The 19,238-nt window shown below is 59.3% G+C and carries 21 protein-coding genes; 5 read left to right on the forward strand and 16 right to left on the reverse strand.

The window, feature by feature from the left end; genetic code table 11:
* Positions 1-9 precede the first annotated feature (9 nt).
* The gene (locus tag BMY36_RS11890; protein ID WP_050519789.1) at positions 10-711 is read right to left on the reverse strand and encodes a response regulator transcription factor; all 702 of its coding nucleotides are present in this window, start codon (positions 709-711) and stop codon (positions 10-12) included.
* Between the two features lie 340 nt (positions 712-1,051).
* Between BMY36_RS11890 and BMY36_RS11895 the strand changes: the two genes are divergently transcribed.
* Complete coding sequence (locus BMY36_RS11895; protein ID WP_050519790.1) at positions 1,052-2,653, forward strand: phosphoenolpyruvate carboxykinase; 1,602 nt, start codon at positions 1,052-1,054, stop codon at positions 2,651-2,653.
* A gap of 12 nt (positions 2,654-2,665) precedes the next feature.
* Here BMY36_RS11895 and BMY36_RS11900 read toward each other — a convergent pair whose 3' ends face one another.
* Positions 2,666-3,436 carry a sulfite exporter TauE/SafE family protein gene (locus tag BMY36_RS11900; RefSeq protein ID WP_050519791.1) on the reverse strand — a complete coding sequence of 257 codons (771 nt, stop codon included), beginning with the start codon at positions 3,434-3,436 and terminating at the stop codon, positions 2,666-2,668.
* Between the two features lie 212 nt (positions 3,437-3,648).
* Between BMY36_RS11900 and BMY36_RS11905 the strand changes: the two genes are divergently transcribed.
* A complete protein-coding gene (locus tag BMY36_RS11905; RefSeq protein WP_050519815.1) occupies positions 3,649-5,319 on the forward strand; it encodes an acyl-CoA dehydrogenase family protein in 1,671 nt (556 codons plus the stop codon).
* Positions 5,320-5,322: 3 nt separating this feature from the next.
* Here BMY36_RS11905 and BMY36_RS11910 read toward each other — a convergent pair whose 3' ends face one another.
* The 13 genes from BMY36_RS11910 to folK all read right to left on the reverse strand — a co-directional run bounded on the left by BMY36_RS11910 (position 5,323) and on the right by folK (position 16,562).
* Positions 5,323-6,552, reverse strand: a complete 1,230-nt coding sequence (locus tag BMY36_RS11910; RefSeq protein ID WP_050519792.1) for an MFS transporter — start codon at positions 6,550-6,552, stop codon at positions 5,323-5,325.
* Positions 6,553-6,666: 114 nt separating this feature from the next.
* Positions 6,667-7,389: a DNA repair protein RecO gene (gene recO / locus BMY36_RS11915; RefSeq protein WP_050519793.1), complete on the reverse strand. Its 723-nt coding sequence runs from the start codon at positions 7,387-7,389 to the stop codon at positions 6,667-6,669.
* 24 nt (positions 7,390-7,413) lie between these two features.
* A complete protein-coding gene (locus BMY36_RS11920) occupies positions 7,414-7,749 on the reverse strand; it encodes a DUF1491 family protein (RefSeq protein WP_050519794.1) in 336 nt (111 codons plus the stop codon).
* The gene (era, locus tag BMY36_RS11925; protein ID WP_050519795.1) at positions 7,749-8,705 is read right to left on the reverse strand and encodes a GTPase Era; all 957 of its coding nucleotides are present in this window, start codon (positions 8,703-8,705) and stop codon (positions 7,749-7,751) included. The genes BMY36_RS11920 and era overlap by 1 nt, the downstream gene beginning before the upstream one ends.
* A complete protein-coding gene (gene rnc, locus BMY36_RS11930; protein WP_050519796.1) occupies positions 8,702-9,388 on the reverse strand; it encodes a ribonuclease III in 687 nt (228 codons plus the stop codon). The genes era and rnc overlap by 4 nt, the downstream gene beginning before the upstream one ends.
* Positions 9,385-10,377 (reverse strand): signal peptidase I, encoded by a 993-nt coding sequence (gene lepB, locus BMY36_RS11935; protein WP_175469295.1) that lies wholly within the window; start codon positions 10,375-10,377, stop codon positions 9,385-9,387. Before lepB (BMY36_RS11935) ends, rnc begins: the two co-directional genes overlap by 4 nt.
* A 46-nt stretch (positions 10,378-10,423) precedes the next feature.
* Positions 10,424-11,218, reverse strand: a complete 795-nt coding sequence (gene lepB / locus BMY36_RS11940; protein WP_050519798.1) for a signal peptidase I — start codon at positions 11,216-11,218, stop codon at positions 10,424-10,426.
* Positions 11,219-11,276: 58 nt separating this feature from the next.
* A complete protein-coding gene (acpS, locus tag BMY36_RS11945; protein ID WP_050519799.1) occupies positions 11,277-11,705 on the reverse strand; it encodes a holo-ACP synthase in 429 nt (142 codons plus the stop codon).
* Between the two features lie 30 nt (positions 11,706-11,735).
* The gene (locus BMY36_RS11950; RefSeq protein ID WP_050519800.1) at positions 11,736-12,497 is read right to left on the reverse strand and encodes a pyridoxine 5'-phosphate synthase; all 762 of its coding nucleotides are present in this window, start codon (positions 12,495-12,497) and stop codon (positions 11,736-11,738) included.
* Between the two features lie 45 nt (positions 12,498-12,542).
* Positions 12,543-13,178: a DUF2062 domain-containing protein gene (locus BMY36_RS11955; RefSeq protein ID WP_331458134.1), complete on the reverse strand. Its 636-nt coding sequence runs from the start codon at positions 13,176-13,178 to the stop codon at positions 12,543-12,545.
* A 69-nt stretch (positions 13,179-13,247) separates the two neighbouring features.
* Positions 13,248-15,365 (reverse strand): RelA/SpoT family protein, encoded by a 2,118-nt coding sequence (locus BMY36_RS11960; RefSeq protein ID WP_050519802.1) that lies wholly within the window; start codon positions 15,363-15,365, stop codon positions 13,248-13,250.
* An 80-nt stretch (positions 15,366-15,445) separates the two neighbouring features.
* Entirely contained in the window at positions 15,446-15,799 is a 354-nt protein-coding gene (rpoZ, locus tag BMY36_RS11965; RefSeq protein WP_050519803.1) for a DNA-directed RNA polymerase subunit omega, read from the reverse strand.
* Between the two features lie 115 nt (positions 15,800-15,914).
* The gene (gene folK / locus BMY36_RS11970; protein ID WP_050519804.1) at positions 15,915-16,562 is read right to left on the reverse strand and encodes a 2-amino-4-hydroxy-6-hydroxymethyldihydropteridine diphosphokinase; all 648 of its coding nucleotides are present in this window, start codon (positions 16,560-16,562) and stop codon (positions 15,915-15,917) included.
* 133 nt (positions 16,563-16,695) lie between these two features.
* On the opposite strand from folK, the gene BMY36_RS11975 reads away from it, so the two are divergent.
* The 3 genes from BMY36_RS11975 (at position 16,696) to ispH (ending at position 18,854) form a co-directional block, all read left to right on the forward strand.
* Positions 16,696-17,271, forward strand: coding sequence for a LabA-like NYN domain-containing protein (locus BMY36_RS11975; RefSeq protein WP_050519805.1), 576 nt, complete (start codon positions 16,696-16,698; stop codon positions 17,269-17,271).
* 44 nt (positions 17,272-17,315) lie between these two features.
* Positions 17,316-17,834, forward strand: a complete 519-nt coding sequence (locus BMY36_RS11980; protein WP_331458135.1) for a YqaA family protein — start codon at positions 17,316-17,318, stop codon at positions 17,832-17,834.
* Positions 17,835-17,903: 69 nt separating this feature from the next.
* Complete coding sequence (gene ispH, locus BMY36_RS11985) at positions 17,904-18,854, forward strand: 4-hydroxy-3-methylbut-2-enyl diphosphate reductase (protein ID WP_050519806.1); 951 nt, start codon at positions 17,904-17,906, stop codon at positions 18,852-18,854.
* 39 nt (positions 18,855-18,893) lie between these two features.
* Here the strand turns inward: ispH and BMY36_RS11990 are convergent.
* Positions 18,894-19,238: transposase (locus BMY36_RS11990; protein WP_139194029.1), on the reverse strand; the 345-nt coding region annotated here is incomplete at its 5' end.

The raw sequence follows: 19,238 nt of genomic DNA on the forward strand, positions 1-19,238 counted from the left end.
GACGAGGCATCACTCTTCATTATAGCGATAGCCGATGCCGTAAAGCGTTTCGATGGCCGAAAAATCATCATCGGCAGAGCGCATTTTTTTGCGCAAGCGTTTGATATGGCTATCGATTGTGCGGTCATCAACATAGACCTGATCATCATAGGCCACATCCATCAACTGATCGCGGCTTTTCACAAAACCGGGGCGCTGTGCGAGGGCTTGCAGCAGCAAAAATTCAGTGACGGTCAGCGATACATCATTGCCTTTCCACGCAACGGAATGGCGCAGCGGGTCCATGCGCAGATGGCCACGTTCAATCACTTTGGTTTCTTCGGTCACGGCGACTTCATCGGTCGCAATCGCCTCTTGGCGGCGCAAAAGCGAGCGGATGCGTTCGACCAAAAGACGCTGGGAAAACGGTTTTTTGACGTAATCATCGGCGCCCATCCGCAGGCCCAACACTTCGTCAATTTCATCATCTTTGGAGGTGAGGAAAATCACCGGCATCTGGGTTTTCTGGCGCAAGCGTTGCAGCAGGTCCATCCCATCCATGCGGGGCATTTTGATGTCCAACACGGCCATATCTGGCAGGCGGCGATTGAACGCGTCCAGCGCGGATTGCCCGTCGTTGTAGGTTTCGACCTCGAAACCTTCGGCCTCCAGAGTCATTGCGACGGACGTCAGAATATTTCTGTCGTCATCCACAAGGGCGATCCTTGACATGGGTGTTTTCCCTATACTGCTCATTATTATATTTTTCTCAATTTCGCTTTTTTGCCACAAAGAATCAACTGCTAACTGCGAATCACCCCTAATCCCCCCATCAGTTGACAACAAAAAAGCGAATGAATGACTAATTTGCCTCAGTCGCCAACTTGGTTGCGCTAACGCGCTGTTGGTTGCGCTAACTGTGCCAAAGCGTCCTGTTCCAATGGGAAAGGTGCGTGTTATAGGCGCAGGGTCGGCCTCGGCTCCGGGGGCGACCGGGGTGCGGGTTTGGGCCTGCGCGCTGCATCCAAACCCAGAAATTTGTCGTATCATCGGCATCGGGAGCTTGCATTAGATGACCAACGGACGTGTAAATCCAAATCAAACGCTGGAAAAACAATGCATTACAGGGCTGGGGGCAGTTTATTACAACCAGATCGAGCCTGCGCTGGTAGAGGCTGCCGTCGCGCGGGGCGAAGGTAATTTGGGGATTGGCGGCGCGTTTTTGGTATCGACCGGGCAGTTCACGGGGCGGTCGCCCAAGGACAAGCATGTGGTACGGTCGGCCGTGACGGAAGACACGATTTGGTGGGATAACAATGCGGCAATGACGCCCGAGGCGTTTGGCGTTTTGCGCGCCGATATGATGGCGCATATGCAAGGCCGCGATTATTTTGTGCAAGATTTGTACGCGGGCGCGGACCCGGCGCACCGTTTGGACGTGCGTGTGGTGACCGAACTTGCGTGGCACGGGCTGTTTATTCGGCATTTGCTGCGCCGCCCGGACCGTGCGGAATTGGACGCGTTTGTGCCCGAATGGACGGTTATCAACTGCCCGAGTTTCAAGGCGCACCCGGCGCGGCACGGCTGCCGGTCGGAAACCGTGATCGCCATGAACTTTGATCTGCGGGAAATTTTGATCGCCAATACCGCCTATGCGGGCGAAAACAAGAAGTCGGTGTTCACGCTGTTGAACTATTTGCTGCCCGAAAAGGGTGTGATGCCGATGCATTGTTCCGCCAACCATGCGGTGGACGACCCCGATGATGCGGCGGTGTTTTTTGGCCTGTCCGGCACTGGGAAAACCACGTTGTCCGCCGATCCGGCACGGATTTTGATTGGCGATGATGAACACGGCTGGTCGGACACGGGCACCTTTAACTTTGAAGGGGGCTGTTACGCCAAGACCATCAACCTGAGTGCCGAAGCCGAGCCAGAAATTTATGCGACCACGCATAAGTTTGGCACCGTGGTTGAAAATATGGTGTTTGACGCGGAAACGTTGGTGCTGGATTTTGAAGATTCAAGCCTGACGGAAAACATGCGCTGCGCCTATCCATTGGAGTATATCTCCAATGCATCGGCCACGGGGATGGGCGGCGCGCCGAAAAATATCATCCTGCTGACCTGCGACGCTTACGGTGTTTTGCCCCCCATCGCGCGGTTGACGCCTGCGCAGGCGATGTATCACTTCCTGTCTGGGTTCACGTCGAAAACGCCGGGCACCGAACGTGGCGTGGTGGAGCCGACGCCGACATTTTCAACCTGTTTTGGTGCGCCGTTTATGCCGCGCCGCCCCGAAGTGTACGGCAAGTTGTTGCAAGCGCAGATTGCGAAAACCGGGGCGACCTGTTGGTTGGTCAACACCGGCTGGACCGGCGGCGCGTTTGGCACGGGGTCGCGGATGCCCATTCGCGCCACCCGCGCTTTGTTGACGGCGGCGCTGGACGGGTCATTGATACAAGGCGAATTCCGCCTTGATGCGCGGTTTGGGTTTGAGGTTCCGGTGTCGGTCGCGGGTGTTGCCGATGTGTTGTTGGATCCGCGCCGGACGTGGACGGACGCCGACGCCTATGACGCGCAGGCGCAAAAGCTGGCGGGGATGTTTGCCGATAACTTTGGCAAATATCTGCCGTTTGTGGATGCGGACGTAAAGGCGGCGGCGATTAAGCCTTAAAGGCCGCAAGCCTTAAAGGCCAATCGCGCGGCGCAATAGGTTTAGGCCTGTCAGGACAAGCAACACTTGGGTCCACCAGCGAAAGCGGACTTGATCCAAGTGTTGGCCCGCGCGCAATCCGATCGCCATGCCTGCAATGGCGGGGATGACCAAAAGGGCGGAAAACGCGGTGTTGGCCCCGGTCATAACACCAGAATTCAGGTGGGCGGCCAGCAAGATCACTGCGCCGATCAAAAAGATCACGCCTTGCACGCGCAGCATTTCGCGTTTTTCCACACCGATGGACATCAGGTAAACGATCAACGGCGGGCCCCAAACGCCTGACACGCCACCGTAGAGCCCGGCGATAACCCCCAAAACCCATTCAGCGCGGGTTTGGTGCTGCAGGCGGATCGCAAGGCTGCGGCCCATCAATTGCAAAATGGCGTAAAGGGTGATCGGGACGCCGAGCAGGGCCAAAAACAGGTCTTGGGGGATGTCGCGCACGAATTGCGCGCTGATCGCGATGAAAATGATCGTGGCCGTCATAAACCGCCAATATTTACGCAACGAGGCAATGAAGGCGGACAGACCGTCGCGGAACGCTTGGCCCAGATTTGTGACCAATGTGGGCAGGATAAGGCCGGACAGGGCGATTTCGGGGGGCAGAAAAGACGAAAATGCCGAGATCATGATCATCGGCATCGCGAACCCCACAGCGCCTTTGACAAAGCCCGCAAACAAGGTGACAGCAATGGCGATGCCAAGCGCGGTGGCGGAAAGTTCGAGAAATGCGATGTCCATCGAGGTTGGCCCTTTTGTTTTAGGGTTCTATATCTTGGCCTGCAGGGGCTTTGCACCTGCAAAATACTTTGGTCTGCAGGGGCTTTGCACCTGCAAAAATGGTCGCGACATATTCGGTCGTCATGGCTGCATTAATTGAAATCTTGTTGCGCCGCACTTGCAAAGGCTTTAATCTGTTTGCAAGCGCAGAAAAATTGGAACGGAGCATCCCGATGGCCCATGATGGCACCCCCTTGACGCAGATTGACACGCCAATTTTGACCGACCTGTTGGGGCTGACCGAAGGCGCGTTGCCGGAGGTGACAGCGCTGTTTGAAGCGGGGCGCGAAAACCTGCGGGGGATGGTAACGGAAGGCGGCAAGGTGTCCGGCCCGCTGATGGAAACGCACCAGTTTGCGGCGCATACGCTGAGTTGGCTTGCGACCTATCACGAAAGTCTGGTGCAGATGCACGCTTGGGCCGGGCGTTTGGCGGGTGAGGGCACGCTGGGCGATATGGAGCGGTTGCTGCTACAGATCGGGTTTGGCGAGTATTTGGCGCAGATTTCCGGTGGCATTGCGATGTCACAGGGCGAGGTGGCGCGGCTGTCGGATTTGGGGCTGACATGGACGCCGGGTGATGCGGCGGCGCGGTTGATTGCCTTTGGCAATTCGGGTGCAGCGCGCGCGGCGTTGGTGGGGTTGATGCAAGACAACCACGGGCGCGCGACCTTTGGGGCCAGCGGTTTGGACGCCGAGTTGGAGATGATCCGCGACCAATTCCGCCGCTTTGCCGATGAGGAAGTCGTGCCCCATGCGCATGGCTGGCATTTGCGCGATGAGCTGATCCCGATGGAGATTATTGAAAAGCTGGCAGACATGGGCGTTTTTGGCCTGACCATCCCCGAAGAATTTGGCGGGTTTGGCCTGTCAAAAGCGTCGATGGTGGTGGTGTCTGAGGAATTGTCGCGCGGGTATATCGGTGTGGGGTCGCTGGCGACGCGCACCGAAATTGCGGCGGAGTTGATTTTGTGCGGCGGCACGCAGGCGCAAAAGGAAGAATGGCTGCCAAAGCTGGCCAGCGCCGAGATTTTGCCAACAGCCGTGTTTACCGAACCCAATACCGGGTCCGATTTGGGCAGTCTGCGCACGCGGGCGGTGAAAGCGGGCGATGATTGGGTGGTGACGGGCAACAAAACGTGGATCACGCACGCGACGCGGACCCAAGTGATGACCTTGCTGGCGCGCACCGACCCGAACACCACCGATTATCGCGGCTTGTCGATGTTTTTGGCCGAAAAAACGCCGGGCACCGATGCGGTGCCGTTTCCCACCCCCGGCATGACGGGCGGCGAGATTGAGGTGCTGGGATACCGTGGCATGAAGGAATATGAGCTGGCGTTTGACGGGTTTGCCGTGAAAGGCGCCAATTTGCTGGGCGGCGTTGAAGGCCAAGGGTTCAAGCAGCTGATGCAGACGTTTGAATCCGCGCGCATCCAGACAGCGGCGCGCGCGATTGGCGTGGCGCAAAACGCGCTGGAATTGGCGATGCAATACGCGATTGACCGCAAGCAATTTGGCAAATCCCTGATCGCGTTTCCACGCGTTTCGGGCAAACTAGCGATGATGGCCGTGGAGGTGATGATCGCGCGGCAGTTGACCTATTTTTCCGCGTGGCAAAAGGACAATGACAAACGCTGCGACCTTGAGGCGGGGATGGCAAAGCTGCTGGGCGCGCGGGTGGCCTGGGCTGCGGCGGATAATGCGTTGCAAATTCATGGCGGCAACGGGTTTGCGCTGGAATATCAGATTAGCCGGGTGCTGTGCGATGCGCGGATTTTGAACATCTTTGAAGGGGCGGCGGAAATTCAGGCGCAGGTAATTGCGCGGCGTTTGCTGGACTGAAGGTTATTCGCCGGGCATGAGCCCCCCGCGTGACGGGCGCGGTTGCCCCAAGCGCGGGTGCAACCGCGCCGCCACGCCCACGCAGGCCATCATTGCCACGCTCGCCACCGCAAACACCGCAGGCAGGGGGGCGACCAACAGGACCAGCCAAGCGGCACCCGGCGTTAAAATGCCCGACGCATCGCGAAAGGTGGAATAGATCGCGGCCATTTCCGTACGTTCGGACGGTTTAACGGCCATTAGGAACGGCAGGCCGCCGACCGCGTCCAGCACCACCAGCATGGCGGACGCGGCCATCATCAACACAACCGCTAACATGGGAACGGGTGAGGCAAGGGCCGCAGCGAAAAACCCTGTGGCGCACAGGCCGAACGCCCATTTGACCGAACGGCGCACCGTAAGGCGCGTGGTGATGCGCAGCATGAAGGGTGTTAGGAACAGCAGCGCGTTGGACAGGGACAAAACGATGCCGCCCACCTTGTCGCCCAGCCCGTTTTCGATGCAGAAAATCGGTAGGTAAACGACATAGACCCACCAGCCGCAGGACCGCACCACGGCAAACATCCAGCCCGCAACCAGCCGGGGTTGGGCGGCAAACCGACCGATAAAAGCCAGCGGATTGGCGGCGGGGCGGCGGGCGCGGCTGATTTGTTTGCCATTGCCAAGCCGCAAAATCCAGAAGGTGGTGAGCAAGAGGAGGCCCAACGCGCCGCCGATCAAAAATGGCAGCGGCTCCCACCATTCGCGCAGCCAAACGCCCAACAAGGGACCGATGGCCCAAGGGGCGGCCGCATACAGCATATTGGTGGATTGAGATTTGCTGAGGCTGGAGCGGCTGATGTAATCAAGCACATAGGCGTTGAAGCAGACGAATGTGGTGACAGTGGCCGCCGCATTGGCGATCAACGCAAGGGGTACTGCGATAGGGCCGCCATGCACGGCCAGCGCCGCGCCGAGAATGTAAAGCAGCGTGCCTGCGCTGTACATCCAGCGGCGGGGCACAAAGCGGGTGGCAAACGGCACCATCAGCCCCACCATAAGCGACGCAATGCCTGCGATGAAATAGACCTGCGACACGGATTCCGCGCTGCCGAGCGCGTCATAGACGGTTAGGGGCATGACGGAAATCAAGATGCCGCGCACGCAGGCGTCAAGGCCCGCGAGCATGGCAAAATCGCGCACTTTTGGCACAGGACTGTGCAGCAACAGGGTGGGGATGTATTTATTGGCCATCGCAGTCTTGCCCGATATTTGGATGGGTCTGTTGTGGGCGCGGGCAGGGCCATGCGTCTGCGCCCGCTGCGACAGGGGCGGCGAAAAACGACATTTCTGGCCGCAAATAGGGAATTAGGCGGGTTTGGAGAGGAGGTGAAGCAGGCGGGTGCGCGCCTCGGGCAGGGGTTTGTTGGACAGGGTTTCGGTCAATTCGCGCAGCAGGAAATGGCCCATGATGGTCAGGCCTTGGGTGATTTCCGCATGGGTGGCTCCCCCCTGCCCCATCAGGCATTGCGGCAAGGGAAACAGGCGGTTGGCCCATTCGCCAGCGCCCACATGGCTGACGGCGCGTCCGGTTTTGGGGCTGACAAAGGCCAGATCATCGCGGCTGCCCGTGACCGCGCAACGCGACAGGTCAAGGCCAAAGCCCATTTCATCCAGCAGGGTTAATTCCCAGCGCAAGTAAAGCGCGGGCCAATCGGGGTTGGTTTCCAGCGCGTGCAGCAGGGCCATGGTGGCATGCCACAGGCTGGGATGCGGCGCGCGTTCGGGCAAGGTGACGTGCAGCATGGCGCAGATGGCGGACAGCCCCGCAAGGCCAAGGCGGTTTTCCAACAGCGCCGCGCGGCTGTGGGTGGGCTCTACCGTGAAGCTGCCCAGATGATCCTCTAGCCGGGCGCGCCATGTGACGGCCAGTTGCGTGCCGGGTTGCAAGGTGGCTGCCATTTTGCGCGAGGCACCGCCGCGCACGACGCCTGCGTGGCGGCCATGCGACAGGGTAAACACCTCTATAATCGCGGAGGCCTCGCCATGCGTGCGCATGGACATCAGCACCCCTTCATCTTGCCAATCCATGTGCAGTTTATGGCAAGGGGGGCGTCACTGCGCCAGCCCTTCTTGATCAAGCAAGTGGCGGCCTGCGCGGTCTTCCACCTCTATCACCCACAGATCGGGGTCGAATTGGCGTTGGCGCGCGATTGTGGCGTCGACATCGGGTTCCGGGCCTTGCGCAAGGATGACCCATGCGCGGTTGCCCGTTTGCAGATCGAACGAGCGGTGAAAGGCTGTGGCGGTGCTGTTCAGGGGCGATTGTTTGACCAGTACCGTGCCTGCGTTGGCATCGCCTTTTGACGTGACAAACGCCGGAATATCCGCCAACCGCAGGCGTGTCAGGTAAGCACGGACCCAAAAATCGGCGGTCAGGCGGGGTTCCATCAATTGCCGTCTTTGAATTCCAGGCCCATCTCGCGGTAGCGTTCGGGTTCTTCCAGCCAGTTCGGGCGGACCTTGACCTGCAAGAACAGATGCACGGGGCGGCCCAGAAATTCCATCAGGTCGACGCGGGCGGCCTGGCCCACGGATTTGACGGTTTCGCCTTTGTTGCCCAACACGATGCCTTTGTGACCATCACGCATGACGTAAATCAGCTGGTCGATGCGGGTGGTGCCGTCTTTGCGATCCTCCCACTTCTCCGTCTCCACCGTAAGTTGATAGGGCAGTTCTTCGTGCAAGCGCAGGGTCAGTTTTTCACGGGTAATCTCGGCTGCGATCATGCGCATGGGAAGGTCTGCGATCTGATCTTCGGGATAGAACCACGGGCCGGAGGGGAGTTCGCCCGCCAGCCATTCGCGCAGTTTATCAACGCCGTAACCCTTTTCGGCGGAAATCATAAAGGTTTCGGCAAAGGGAAACGCCTCATTCATTTTGGCGGACAGGGCCAGCAGCACCTCGGCCTTGACGCGGTCGATTTTGTTGATGGCAAGGGCGACTTTTTGGCCCTGCGGGATGCGGTCGCGCATGCTATCGATGATGGATGCGGTGCCTTCGGTCATGCCGCGATGCGCCTCGATCAGCAAAACGATCAGGTCGGCATCGGCGGCGCCGCCCCATGCGGCGGCGACCATGGCACGGTCAAGGCGGCGGCGGGGGCGAAACAGGCCGGGTGTGTCGACAAACACGATTTGCGCGTTGCCCTGCATGGCGATGCCGCGAATACGCGCGCGGGTGGTTTGCACCTTATGGGTCACGATCGACACTTTGGAGCCGACCATGCGGTTCAAAAGCGTGGATTTGCCCGCGTTAGGTTCGCCGATCAGCGCGACAAAGCCTGCGCGGGTGTTACCGTCACCGCCAACGGGGCCTGTGGCGGATGAATTGTTGTCTGTGGTCATGTCAAATGCTCCATCCGGGCCAAAAGGGCGCGGGCTGCGGCCTGTTCGGCGGCACGTTTCGTTCCGGCAGCTGCCGTTTCAATTTCATCATTATCAAGCTGGACCGCAACCGTGAAGATCGGTTGATGATCGGGGCCAGAGCGGGCTTGTTCGGTATAGCGCGGCGGTGTCATGCCGCGCGCCTGCGCCCATTCTTGCAGGGCGGTTTTGGGGTCGCGGGCGTCGGCCTTTACGGTTGCGATGCGGCTGGCCCACAGGCGGGTGATCAGGGTGCGGGCGGCATCGAACCCACCATCGAGATAGACAGCGGCGATCACCGCCTCCAAAGCGTCGCCAAGCAGCGCCTCTTTGCGCCGCCCCCCGGACATCATTTCGGACCGGCCAAGTTTGAGGACATCGCCAAGCCCGATTTCGCGGGCCACATCGGCGCAGGTTTCCTTGCGCACCATCGCATTGAAACGGGGGGCCAGCAGCCCTTCGGCGGCGGATCTATCAGCGGCGATCAGCGCCTCGGCCATGACCAGCCCCAACACGCGGTCGCCCAGAAATTCAAGGCGCTGATTGTCGGGGCGAGTGGCAGAGGAAAGGGAGGCGTGGGTAACCGATTGCACCAGCAGTTCGTCATTTTGGAATTTATGGCCCAAACGCGCCTCAAACGCGCGCAGATCAGCGGCGAGTTTCATGGGAGGACCAGCCAATAGCGGTCGCCGCGCCAGTTTGACATATCGAACATGGAGGAGCCTGCGGCGGAGAACACGATGCGCGTGGCGCGGCCTGTCACGTTTGCAAAGGGGACCATGCCAAGGCCGCCGCGGGTTTGCGGATAGCGGCTGTCGAGGGAATTGTCGCGGTTGTCGCCAAGGAAAAACAGATGGCCCGGCGGGACGGTGACGGGGGCCGTATCATCCGCGGTGGCTGCGTTGGCGATGTTGAGGATTTGGTGTTGGCGCCCATCTGGCGGAGTTTCAAGCGCCGCACCTTTGATGCAATCGCCGCCCTGCGGGGGGGTGGGCGCCATGCAGCGGGGGCGGTGGGCAAAGGGGCCTTGGGGGGCATTTATCTCAATAAAATCGGGCTGGGGGGCTTGCGGCAGGGGGGTGCCGTTCAGCACCACGGCACCGCCGACCATTTGCACCGTATCGCCGGGCAGGCCAATAAGGCGTTTGACGAAATCGCTTTTATTGGCGGTGTGGCGAAACACGACAATGTCGCCGTGCTGCAAATTGGCCGCGTTGGTGCGGGTGACAAGGAGGTAATCACCGACCAAAAGCGATGGTTTCATGCTGCCGCTGGGGATCCAAAAGGGCAGCACAAAAGCGCGGGCAATGCACAGGGCGGCGAAGGCGGCAAGAGCCGCATAGCCTGCGCGCTGTGCACATTTGTGGCCGCCCGCAAAGACGCCGGGGCGCGGGCGCAACAGGTTGATGATGAGCGTGGCAAGGGTGCCGATCACCGGAACAGGGGCGAGTGCGGCCCAATACCCAGAGCGGCCCGCATCGTGCAAACGCTGCACCACCACGATCATTTGGACGGCCATGAGGGGGCCAAAAAGGATGAACAACGGCGCAAAGCGGTTGGCGTTTTCGATGGTCAGCGCCAAGATGACCAGCATCGCCGCCGTGCTGGCCCCAAAAACCAGCCAGCCCCGCATGCGCGAGGCTGGGACGTTCATATCAAAAAATGAGCGTATTGTCGTGGCAGCGATCGTCATGCCCGCATTATTCCACGGCCTTGAAAAAGCGATCCGAGCGCCATGTCCAGAAATAGAACAAGGACGACCCTGCGGAGGAGAACATGATGCGGTCCGCGCGGCCAATCAGGTTTTCGGCGGGGACAAAGCCAACGCCGCCGGAGGCCTGACCAAAGCGGCTGTCTTGGGAATTGTCGCGGTTGTCGCCCATAAAAAAATACTGGCCCACGGGAACGGTGAACACATCGGTGTTATCGGCAAAGCCGTTCACGTCAATGTTCAGCACGGCGTGGGTGCGCCCACCGGGCAGCGTTTCGATGGACCGCGATTTGGTACATTCGCCGCCAAGGCCGACAGTACCACCCGCATTTTCACAGCGGGGCATGTTGCGCATAGGCCCTTGTTCTGCATAGGTTTCTATGAACTGACCATCGGGGGTTTGGGGCACGGGCGTGCCATTCAGGATGATCTGACCCGCGCGCATTTGCACGGTGTCGCCCGGCAGACCGATGAGCCGTTTGATGAAATCCGAGCCATTGACGGGGTGGCGAAACACCACAACATCGCCGCGTTCGGGTTCGGAAAACAGCAAGCGGCCCGTGACGGGGCACATGGAAAACGGGCAGGAATTTTTGGAATAGCCGTAAGCCATTTTGTTGACAAACAAGAAGTCGCCGATCAACAGCGTGTCCTTCATCGAGCCGGAGGGGATCCAGAAGGGTTGGAAAAACAAGGTGCGAAAGATGCCTGCGATCAGCAAGGCGTAGACGATTGTCTTTATCGTCTCAACGATGCCGCCATCGGTGTTGTCTTTGCTGGCCATGAGTGTTTTTCGCCTTTTGCTGCTTTGCCGAGTTACATGCGCGCGGGGGCGGTTGGAGTCAAGCGGTTGGGGGGACCAGGTGCGGCGTATTTGGGCGGGCCTCGATCACCACAAAAGCCTGCGCCCATGGGTGATCGTCGGTTAAAGTGACATGGACGATGGCGGTGTACCCTTGCGGGGTCATGGCGGCCAGACGTTCGGCGGCCCAGCCTGACAGGTGCATTTGCGGCTGTCCGGTGGACAGGTTCGACACGGCCATGTCGCGCCACGAAATGCCCATGCGCAGGCCCGTGCCCAGCGCCTTTGAACACGCCTCTTTGGCGGCCCAGCGTTTGGCGTAGGTGGCGGCAATGGCACGCGGGCGGCTGTCAGCCTTGGCCTGTTCGCGCGGGGTGAACACGCGGTTGCGAAAACGGTCGCCGAAACGGGCCAGAGTGGCGTCGATGCGGTCGATATTCGCCAGATCAGAGCCGATGCCTAGGATCATGTGTGTATAACGATCATGTTTGCCCAACGATCATGTTTGCTGGATGCCATCGCGGGCCATATCCATGCGGCGGCGCATTTCCTCTATCGCGGGGCCAAGGCCGCGAAAGACGGATTCGCCGATCAGGAAATGGCCGATATTCAGTTCCATCACTTGCGGGAAGGTGGAAACGACTGCGGCGGTTTCAAAATTCAGACCGTGGCCCATGTGGATTTCCATTCCCAAAGCATGCGCATGGACGGCCCCTGTGCGCAGGGCGGCAAGTTCGGCGGCGGCAGCAGGATCGCCCGCCGCCATAAGGTCGCAGTAGCGCCCGGTGTGCAGTTCGACCACGGCGGCCCCGATGCGGGCGGCGGCGTCGATTTGCGCCGCTTCATGGCCGATGAACAGCGACACGCGGCAACCTGCATCGCGCAAGGGGGCGATATAATCGGCAAGGCGGTTTTCATCGCCTGCCACGTCCAAGCCGCCTTCGGTGGTGCGTTCTTCACGCTTTTCGGGCACCAGACAGATAGCATGGGGTCGGTGGCGCAGGGCGATGGTTTGCATTTCCAGCGTGGCGGCACATTCGAAATTCAGCGGGATGGAAATGCCTGCCATCAACGCTTCAATATCGGGATCCCGGATGTGGCGGCGATCTTCGCGCAAGTGGGCAGTGATGCCGTCGGCACCCGCCGCCTCGGCCAACAGGGCAGCGCGCAAGGGGTCGGGCAGCGCGCCGCCCCGCGCGTTGCGAATGGTGGCCACATGGTCGATGTTGATGCCCAGCCGCAGCCGTTCCGGTGGTTTCATTGCCAGTATCCTTTTATCGGTCCCATAACGGGTCTTGGGCGCAGATTAGCCTTTTGTCGGCCCGCCGTCATCCTCTGTGATTGTCGCGGCCTCCGCCTCGGCCGTGCGCTGTGCGATGCGTTTGAGCAGGCGGTCGCGCAGCTTTTTCTTGCGGCGGTTTTGATAGGCGATGATGATGGGCAAGCTGACGTAATATCCCGCGATGCCCGCAAAAATACCCGGCGCGATACCCCCCATAAGATAGGGGAAATAGACGCGGAAGAAGAATTTGTGCAATTGGTCCCAATGCGCGACGCCGCCCGTAAAGACGGTTTTGATGTTGCGCCAAAATTCAGCGCTGGCGTAGCCGAAATCGGTGAAAATTTCCAACGGCGACATGACGGCAGGGTGGCCGAGGATGTAGTTGCCAAATTCCACGCCAAAAGCCGCGATGAAAGGAAACGTGATGGGGTTGCCGACAAAGGTCGCCATCAGCGAGGCAAGGATGTTGCCGCGCATGATCCACGCCAGCAGGGCCGCCCCCGCAAAGTGAAAGCCGAAAAGGGGCGTGAAGGAGATGAAGATGCCCGCGAATATGCCGCGCGCGATGCGGTGGGGGGCATCGGGCAAACGGCGCAGGCGGTGTTTCATGTAATGGGCGGCACGGGCCCAGCCACCACGGGGCCAGAGCGATTCTGCCATGACCCGGATCCAAGACCGTTTGTCGCGCCGCTTGAAAACCATATGCCCGTCGATTCTTTCTGTGTTCGATCAGGGCTTGCGCCGGGTGTCGCGATGGCGGCCCACCTCGGCCACATCGGTTTCAGCCTCTAGCGCGGTCATAATCATGTGCAGATGTTCTACGTCCCGCAGGTCCACGTCAATCAGCAAACGGTAAAAATCGGGTTTGCGATCAACGAATTGTAGATCGGAAATGTTGGCCTTTTGTTGGCCGATCAACGTGCAGATGCGCCCCAGCACGCCCGCATCGTTGGAAATGGTCAAATCAAGGCTGACGGTGTTGACAGCGGCGTGGCGGCCCGATTGCCAGTTCAGATCGACCCAGCGTTCGGGCTGATCCTCCATCTCGGCCAAGGCCGGGCAGTCGATGGCGTGGACCACAACGCCTTGGCCCCGATAGGAAATGCCGACGATACGTTCACCCGGCACGGGTTGGCAGCAGCCGGCGCGTTGAAAGATTTGATCATCGCCAAGGCCAATCACAGGACGCCGGGCATCGACCGTATCGCCACTGGCCTGCACCAATTCGGGGTACAGGGTTTCCAGCACGCGGCGCGCGGTGAGTTCGGCAGAGCCGATGCGGGCCAAAAGGTCGGTTTCGTCCGTCAGGGCCAGCATCCGGGCGGCGGTGCGCAGCGCCTTGTCGGTGGCTTTGCGGCCCACATTGTCAAACGCGGCGCGCGCAAGTTCGCGGCCCAGTTTGACGAAACGACCCTTATCCTCTTCGCGCAAAGACCGCCGGATGGCGGCTTTGGCGCGGCCTGTGGTGACGATTTCAATCCAGGACGATTGCGGGCGCTGCCCTTCGGCGGTGATAATTTCGACCGATTGGCCGTTTTTCAGGCGGGTCCACAGCGGCACACGAATACCGTCAATCTTGGCGGAAACGGTGGAATTGCCGATGCGGGTGTGGATGGAATAGGCGTAATCCAAAGGCGTGGCACCGCGCGGCAGTTGGACCACATCGCCTTTGGGCGTAAAGCAAAACACCTGATCGGTGTACATTTCCAATTTGACGTTTTCGAGAAAGGTGTCGTGGTCATCTTCCTCCATATTCTCGGTCAGTTTGGCGACCCATTTGGCGGGATCGACGGCAAAGGGGTTATTGGCGCGCACCCCTTCGCGGTAGGACCAATGGGCGGCCACGCCTGCCTCGGCCACTTCGTGCATTTGGCGGGTGCGGATTTGCACCTCCACCCGCTTGCCATCACGGCCCGACACGGTGGTGTGGATGGAGCGATAGCCGTTGTTTTTGGGCTGGCTGATGTAATCTTTGAACCGGCCCGGCACGGCGCGCCACCGTTGATGGATGACGCCAAGGACGCGGTAACAATCCGCCTCGGACCTTGTGATAATGCGAAAACCGTAGATATCGGAGAGGCGGGAAAAGGACAAGTCTTTTTCCTGCATCTTGCGCCAGACGGAATAGGGTTTTTTGGCGCGGCCATAGACATCGGCGTCAATATCGGCGCGGTCAAGTTCGGTGCGAATATCGGCGGTGATTTTATACACCACATCGCCCGCCTCGCGTTGAAGCGTGATAAAGCGGCGGATGATGGAGTTGCGGGCATCAGGGTTGATGACGCGAAAGGCAAGATCTTCGAGTTCTTCGCGCATCCATTGCATCCCCATGCGGCCAGCAAGGGGGGCGAAAATTTCCATGGTTTCGCGGGCTTTTTGCGCCTGTTTTTCGGGGCGCATGGATTTGATCGTGCGCATATTGTGCAAACGGTCGGCCAATTTGACCAAAATCACCCGCAAATCCTTGGACATCGCCATGAACAGTTTGCGGAAATTTTCCGCCTGTTTGGATTGGGTGGAAGACAGTTGCAGATTGGTCAGTTTGGTGACGCCATCGACGAGTTCGGCCACTTCATCGCCAAACTGCGCGGCCACATCGGTGTAGGTGGCTTTGGTATCTTCAATCGTGTCGTGCAGCAGGGCGGTGATGATCGTGGCATCATCCAGCCGTTGTTCGGTTAAAATGGCGGCGACAGCAACAGGATGGGTGAAATAGGGTTCGCCGGAATGGCGCATCTGGCCATCGTGGACGCGCAGGCCGTAAGCATAGGCGGCGCGGATAAGGTCCGCATTAGACCTGGGGTTATAGTTGTGGACGAGGGCGACCAGGTCTTCGACGTCGATCATCCTCGCCACATCCTATGTTTTGGCATCAATTTCGCGGGCGCGGTTTTGGCTGGCACGCCCGGTTTTAGCTGGCGCCCGGTTTAGCTGGCACCTTGCGCTTCCATCAGGGCGCGCAGCAAACGCTCCTCGGACATGTCATCGGTGGCGGGGCGATCCATTTCTCCGCCCATCAGCAAGGCCATTTGATCATCTTCCGGCTCATCCACCTCAATCTGGGTTTGATGGCTTTCGATCATCCGTTCGCGCAGGCTGTCGGCCAATTGGGTTTCATCCGCGATTTCGCGCAGGGAAACCACAGGGTTTTTGTCATTGTCGCGGTCCACCGTCAGCGGAGAGCCGGCTTGGATTTCGCGGGCGCGGTGCGCGGCCAGCATAACCAGTTCGAACCGGTTCGGGACTTTATCAACGCAATCTTCAACCGTGACGCGGGCCATAAAGACACCCTTTCAGATTTGGGGAGTGGAGGGGTCTGTGTAAGCCTTGGCAAAACCCTTGACAAGCGCCTTATCCCCCCTGTTTGCCCCCCTAGCGTGACAATTTGCCGTGAATTTAGGGCAACAGGGGTGTCGGCCTGCGAATCGGGGCCAAATCGCTGGCTTCCTCTGGCAGCGGGCGGACGGCGGCCAGATCGCTGGCGGGCAGTGCGTCGCGCATGGTGCGCACGCTGTGGCCCGTGACGGGGTGGTGCCAATCGGGGGCAATGTCGCACAGCGGGACCAGCACAAAGGCGCGGTCGGCGATGCGCGGATGCGGCAGGATCAACTGATCGGGGGCAAGCCGCGCCTGATCGGCCAACGGCAAGTCACACCAATGTCGGTGGGTTTTGGCATCCGGCAGCACGGCGTCACCGATCGCCAACAGGTCCAGATCCAGCGACCGCCCAGCCCAACGGGTGGACCGGGTGCGGCCATACGCAGCCTCCACTTGGTGAAGGCGCGCGAGGATGTCGGCAGGCGACAGGTCGGGGTCTGCGGTAAGTGCTGCGGCGGCGTTGACATAGTCTGGCCCGGCGCCTGCGGGAAAGCACGGCGTGGCATAAAATCGGCTGGTGGCGTGCAGATGCAGACCCAGCGCACCCAGGCTTGCCAAGGCCATGGGCAGCGTATGAGCGGGGGTGTGCCGTAATGACCCAAGGTCACTAGGCAGGTTTGCGCCGAGGGCAACATAGACAAGCAATTGTTTTGCCATTTCAAGCATAACCTTTACGTGATCCGCTTGAAATTTCAGAGAAGGAGAACATACTGGTGATCAGTCGCAGAGCCAATATTATTCGCATAAGTGTTTTTTCCAAATTATTGTTTGCTGCGATGCTTTTTGAGGGACAAAGGGAATGTTTTACAAGGACGAAAGGCTCGCGCTTTTTATAGACGGGTCCAACCTTTATGCAGCGTCAAAGGCGCTTGGGTTCGACATCGACTATAAGCTGTTGCGGGGGGAATTCATGCGGCGGGGTAAGCTGCTGCGTGCGTTTTATTACACGGCATTGCTGGAAAACGATGAATATTCGCCGATCCGCCCGCTGGTGGATTGGTTGAATTACAACGGCTATTCGATGGTGACCAAGCCTGCCAAAGAATACACCGACAGCCAAGGCCGCCGGAAGGTGAAGGGCAATATGGATATTGAACTGGCCGTGAATGCGATGGAATTGGCACCGCATATTGACCATGCCGTTTTGTTTTCGGGCGATGGTGATTTCCGGCCGTTGGTCGAAAGTTTGCAGCGCCAAGGGGTGCGGGTGTCCGTAGTTTCGACGATTCGCAGCCAACCGCCCATGATCTCGGATGAGTTGCGCCGCCAAGCGGATAATTTCATCGAATTGGACGAGTTGCGTGATGTGATTGGCCGCCCCCCGCGCGAGCCCCGTTTTGACGATGCAGAGGATGCGCCGGAATCGGTGACCTAAGCAGGTTTTGCCGCGATGTGATTGGGGAAAAGGGGCGCTGTTTGATGCCCCTTTTTTTATGCACGGGCATTTCCCTTTGCACAGGGCGCATTGCATGGGGCGCAAAACTGCGGCACTGGCAAGGGATGGTGGTGATATCAGCCCTTTTTGGAATGTTTGTGACGGCGTTTGTGGCGGCGACAATTGTGCCGTTCCAATCGGAAATCGTCTTTGTCGCGTTGCAAGTCGCGCGCTCGGTGCCGATTGAAGCGTTGGTGATTGTGGCCAGCATTGGGAACACGCTGGGCGCGTTGGTGAATTATTACATCGGCCATGGGATTGCGCAGTTTGAAAGCAAGCGCTGGTTTCCCGCAACACCTGCGCAGATGAAAAAGGCCGAGGCGTGGTTTGAACGCTGGGGCGTGTGGGTGTTGTTGGTCAGTTGGTTGCCTGGCGGCGATGTGATGACGGTGGTGGCGGGTGTGATGCGCACGCCGGTGTGGTTGTTTTTGGTGCTGGTGGGCATTGCGAAAACCACCCGCTATGTCGGGTTGGCGTTGATCACGGCGGGTGTGATTGGGTAAGGGTTTGGGCTGGACCTGCGGGGGTTGGCCGCTTACCTGTATTGCAAATGATTTCGGAGGCCGCGCCCCATGACACAGTTGACCCCTTTGACCCTGTACCTTGCCGCGCCGCGCGGGTTTTGCGCGGGCGTTGACCGTGCGATCAAGATTGTGGAGTTGGCGTTGGAAAAATGGGGCGCGCCCGTTTATGTGCGCCACGAGATTGTGCATAACAAATTCGTCGTCGACGATCTGCGCGCGAAAGGGGCCGTGTTTGTGGAGGAGTTGTCGGATTGCCCCGATGACCGGCCCGTGATTTTTTCCGCCCATGGCGTGCCGAAATCGGTGCCAGCGGCGGCGGCGGCGCGTGCGATGATTGCGGTGGATGCGACCTGCCCCTTGGTCACCAAAGTGCATAATGAGGCGGCGCGGCATTTTGCTGATGGGTTGCAGATGATTATGATTGGCCATGAAGGCCACCCCGAAACCGTGGGCACCATGGGGCAATTGCCCAATGGTGAGGTGTTGTTGGTGGAAACGGAAGGCGATGTGGCCGGGTTGGTGGTGCGGGATATAGGCAAGCTGGCCTATATCACGCAGACCACCCTTTCGGTCGACGACACCGCCGGGATTGTGGCGGCGTTGCAAGCGCGGTTTCCGGGTATCGTGGGGCCGCATAAGGAAGATATTTGTTACGCGACCACCAATCGCCAATGGGCGGTCAAGGCGATTGCGCCGAAAATTGACGCGCTGTTGGTGATCGGAGCGCCCAATTCCAGCAACTCGTTGCGGTTGGTGGAGGTGGGGCGCGCGGCGGGTTGTGCCTATGCCCAATTGGTGCAGCGGGCGGTGGATATTGACTGGCGCGCGCTGGACGGGATTGCATCCGTGGGCATCACGGCGGGGGCATCGGCACCCGAAGTGTTGGTGAATGAGGTGATTGACGCGTTTTGCGCCCGGTATGATGTGCGCGTGGAAATTGTGGAGACGGCGCAGGAGAACGTGGAGTTCAAGGTGCCGCGTATTTTGCGCGAGGCGTGAGGGGCGACTCCGGCGTTAGTACCAGAGTATCCGTCTTGATCAAGCCTCTTTCATCGCCCAACTTCGATTTGCTTTGATGAGGGCGTTGGCGAGTTCAATCAGCTTTCGCATGAGCGCAGTAAGGGCGACTTTTGGTGGCTTTCCAGCTTTAATCATGGCTTGATATTTTGCCTTGAGGTCAGGGTTGAATCTCATCGCGACCAAGGCTGGCATGTAGAGGGCGTCCCTCACTACTTTGCGACCACCCTGAATGAATGATTTCCCTCGCCATTGTCCAGATTGCCGTGTCATCGGCGCTACTCCAGTTAAACAAGCCACCTGCTTTCGGTCCATACTCCCGATTTCAGGCATCTCTATGAGAATGGTTGAAGCACAGACCGCACC

Source organism: Pseudorhodobacter antarcticus, assembly GCF_900110135.1.
GTDB lineage: Bacteria > Pseudomonadota > Alphaproteobacteria > Rhodobacterales > Rhodobacteraceae > Pseudorhodobacter > Pseudorhodobacter antarcticus.

What these genes read in the sequence shown, in the direction of transcription:
- acpS (WP_050519799.1), bottom strand. Translation starts at nt 11,705, where the DNA reads ATGATCCTAGGCATCGGCTCTGATCTGGCGAATATCGACCGCATCGAC.
- BMY36_RS11950 (WP_050519800.1), bottom strand. Translation starts at nt 12,497, where the DNA reads ATGAAACCACCGGAACGGCTGCGGCTGGGCATCAACATCGACCATGTG.
- BMY36_RS11920 (WP_050519794.1), bottom strand. Translation starts at nt 7,749, where the DNA reads ATGGAACCCCGCCTGACCGCCGATTTTTGGGTCCGTGCTTACCTGACA.
- folK (WP_050519804.1), bottom strand. Translation starts at nt 16,562, where the DNA reads ATGCTTGAAATGGCAAAACAATTGCTTGTCTATGTTGCCCTCGGCGCA.
- BMY36_RS11905 (WP_050519815.1), top strand. Translation starts at nt 3,649, where the DNA reads ATGGCCCATGATGGCACCCCCTTGACGCAGATTGACACGCCAATTTTG.
- ispH (WP_050519806.1), top strand. Translation starts at nt 17,904, where the DNA reads ATGACACAGTTGACCCCTTTGACCCTGTACCTTGCCGCGCCGCGCGGG.
- BMY36_RS11955 (WP_331458134.1), bottom strand. Translation starts at nt 13,178, where the DNA reads ATGGCAGAATCGCTCTGGCCCCGTGGTGGCTGGGCCCGTGCCGCCCAT.
- BMY36_RS11975 (WP_050519805.1), top strand. Translation starts at nt 16,696, where the DNA reads ATGTTTTACAAGGACGAAAGGCTCGCGCTTTTTATAGACGGGTCCAAC.
- BMY36_RS11960 (WP_050519802.1), bottom strand. Translation starts at nt 15,365, where the DNA reads ATGATCGACGTCGAAGACCTGGTCGCCCTCGTCCACAACTATAACCCC.
- lepB (WP_175469295.1), bottom strand. Translation starts at nt 10,377, where the DNA reads ATGAACGTCCCAGCCTCGCGCATGCGGGGCTGGCTGGTTTTTGGGGCC.
- BMY36_RS11900 (WP_050519791.1), bottom strand. Translation starts at nt 3,436, where the DNA reads ATGGACATCGCATTTCTCGAACTTTCCGCCACCGCGCTTGGCATCGCC.
- BMY36_RS11895 (WP_050519790.1), top strand. Translation starts at nt 1,052, where the DNA reads ATGACCAACGGACGTGTAAATCCAAATCAAACGCTGGAAAAACAATGC.
- rpoZ (WP_050519803.1), bottom strand. Translation starts at nt 15,799, where the DNA reads ATGGCCCGCGTCACGGTTGAAGATTGCGTTGATAAAGTCCCGAACCGG.
- recO (WP_050519793.1), bottom strand. Translation starts at nt 7,389, where the DNA reads ATGGATTGGCAAGATGAAGGGGTGCTGATGTCCATGCGCACGCATGGC.
- BMY36_RS11890 (WP_050519789.1), bottom strand. Translation starts at nt 711, where the DNA reads ATGTCAAGGATCGCCCTTGTGGATGACGACAGAAATATTCTGACGTCC.
- era (WP_050519795.1), bottom strand. Translation starts at nt 8,705, where the DNA reads ATGACCACAGACAACAATTCATCCGCCACAGGCCCCGTTGGCGGTGAC.
- BMY36_RS11980 (WP_331458135.1), top strand. Translation starts at nt 17,316, where the DNA reads ATGCCCCTTTTTTTATGCACGGGCATTTCCCTTTGCACAGGGCGCATT.
- rnc (WP_050519796.1), bottom strand. Translation starts at nt 9,388, where the DNA reads ATGAAACTCGCCGCTGATCTGCGCGCGTTTGAGGCGCGTTTGGGCCAT.
- lepB (WP_050519798.1), bottom strand. Translation starts at nt 11,218, where the DNA reads ATGGCCAGCAAAGACAACACCGATGGCGGCATCGTTGAGACGATAAAG.
- BMY36_RS11910 (WP_050519792.1), bottom strand. Translation starts at nt 6,552, where the DNA reads ATGGCCAATAAATACATCCCCACCCTGTTGCTGCACAGTCCTGTGCCA.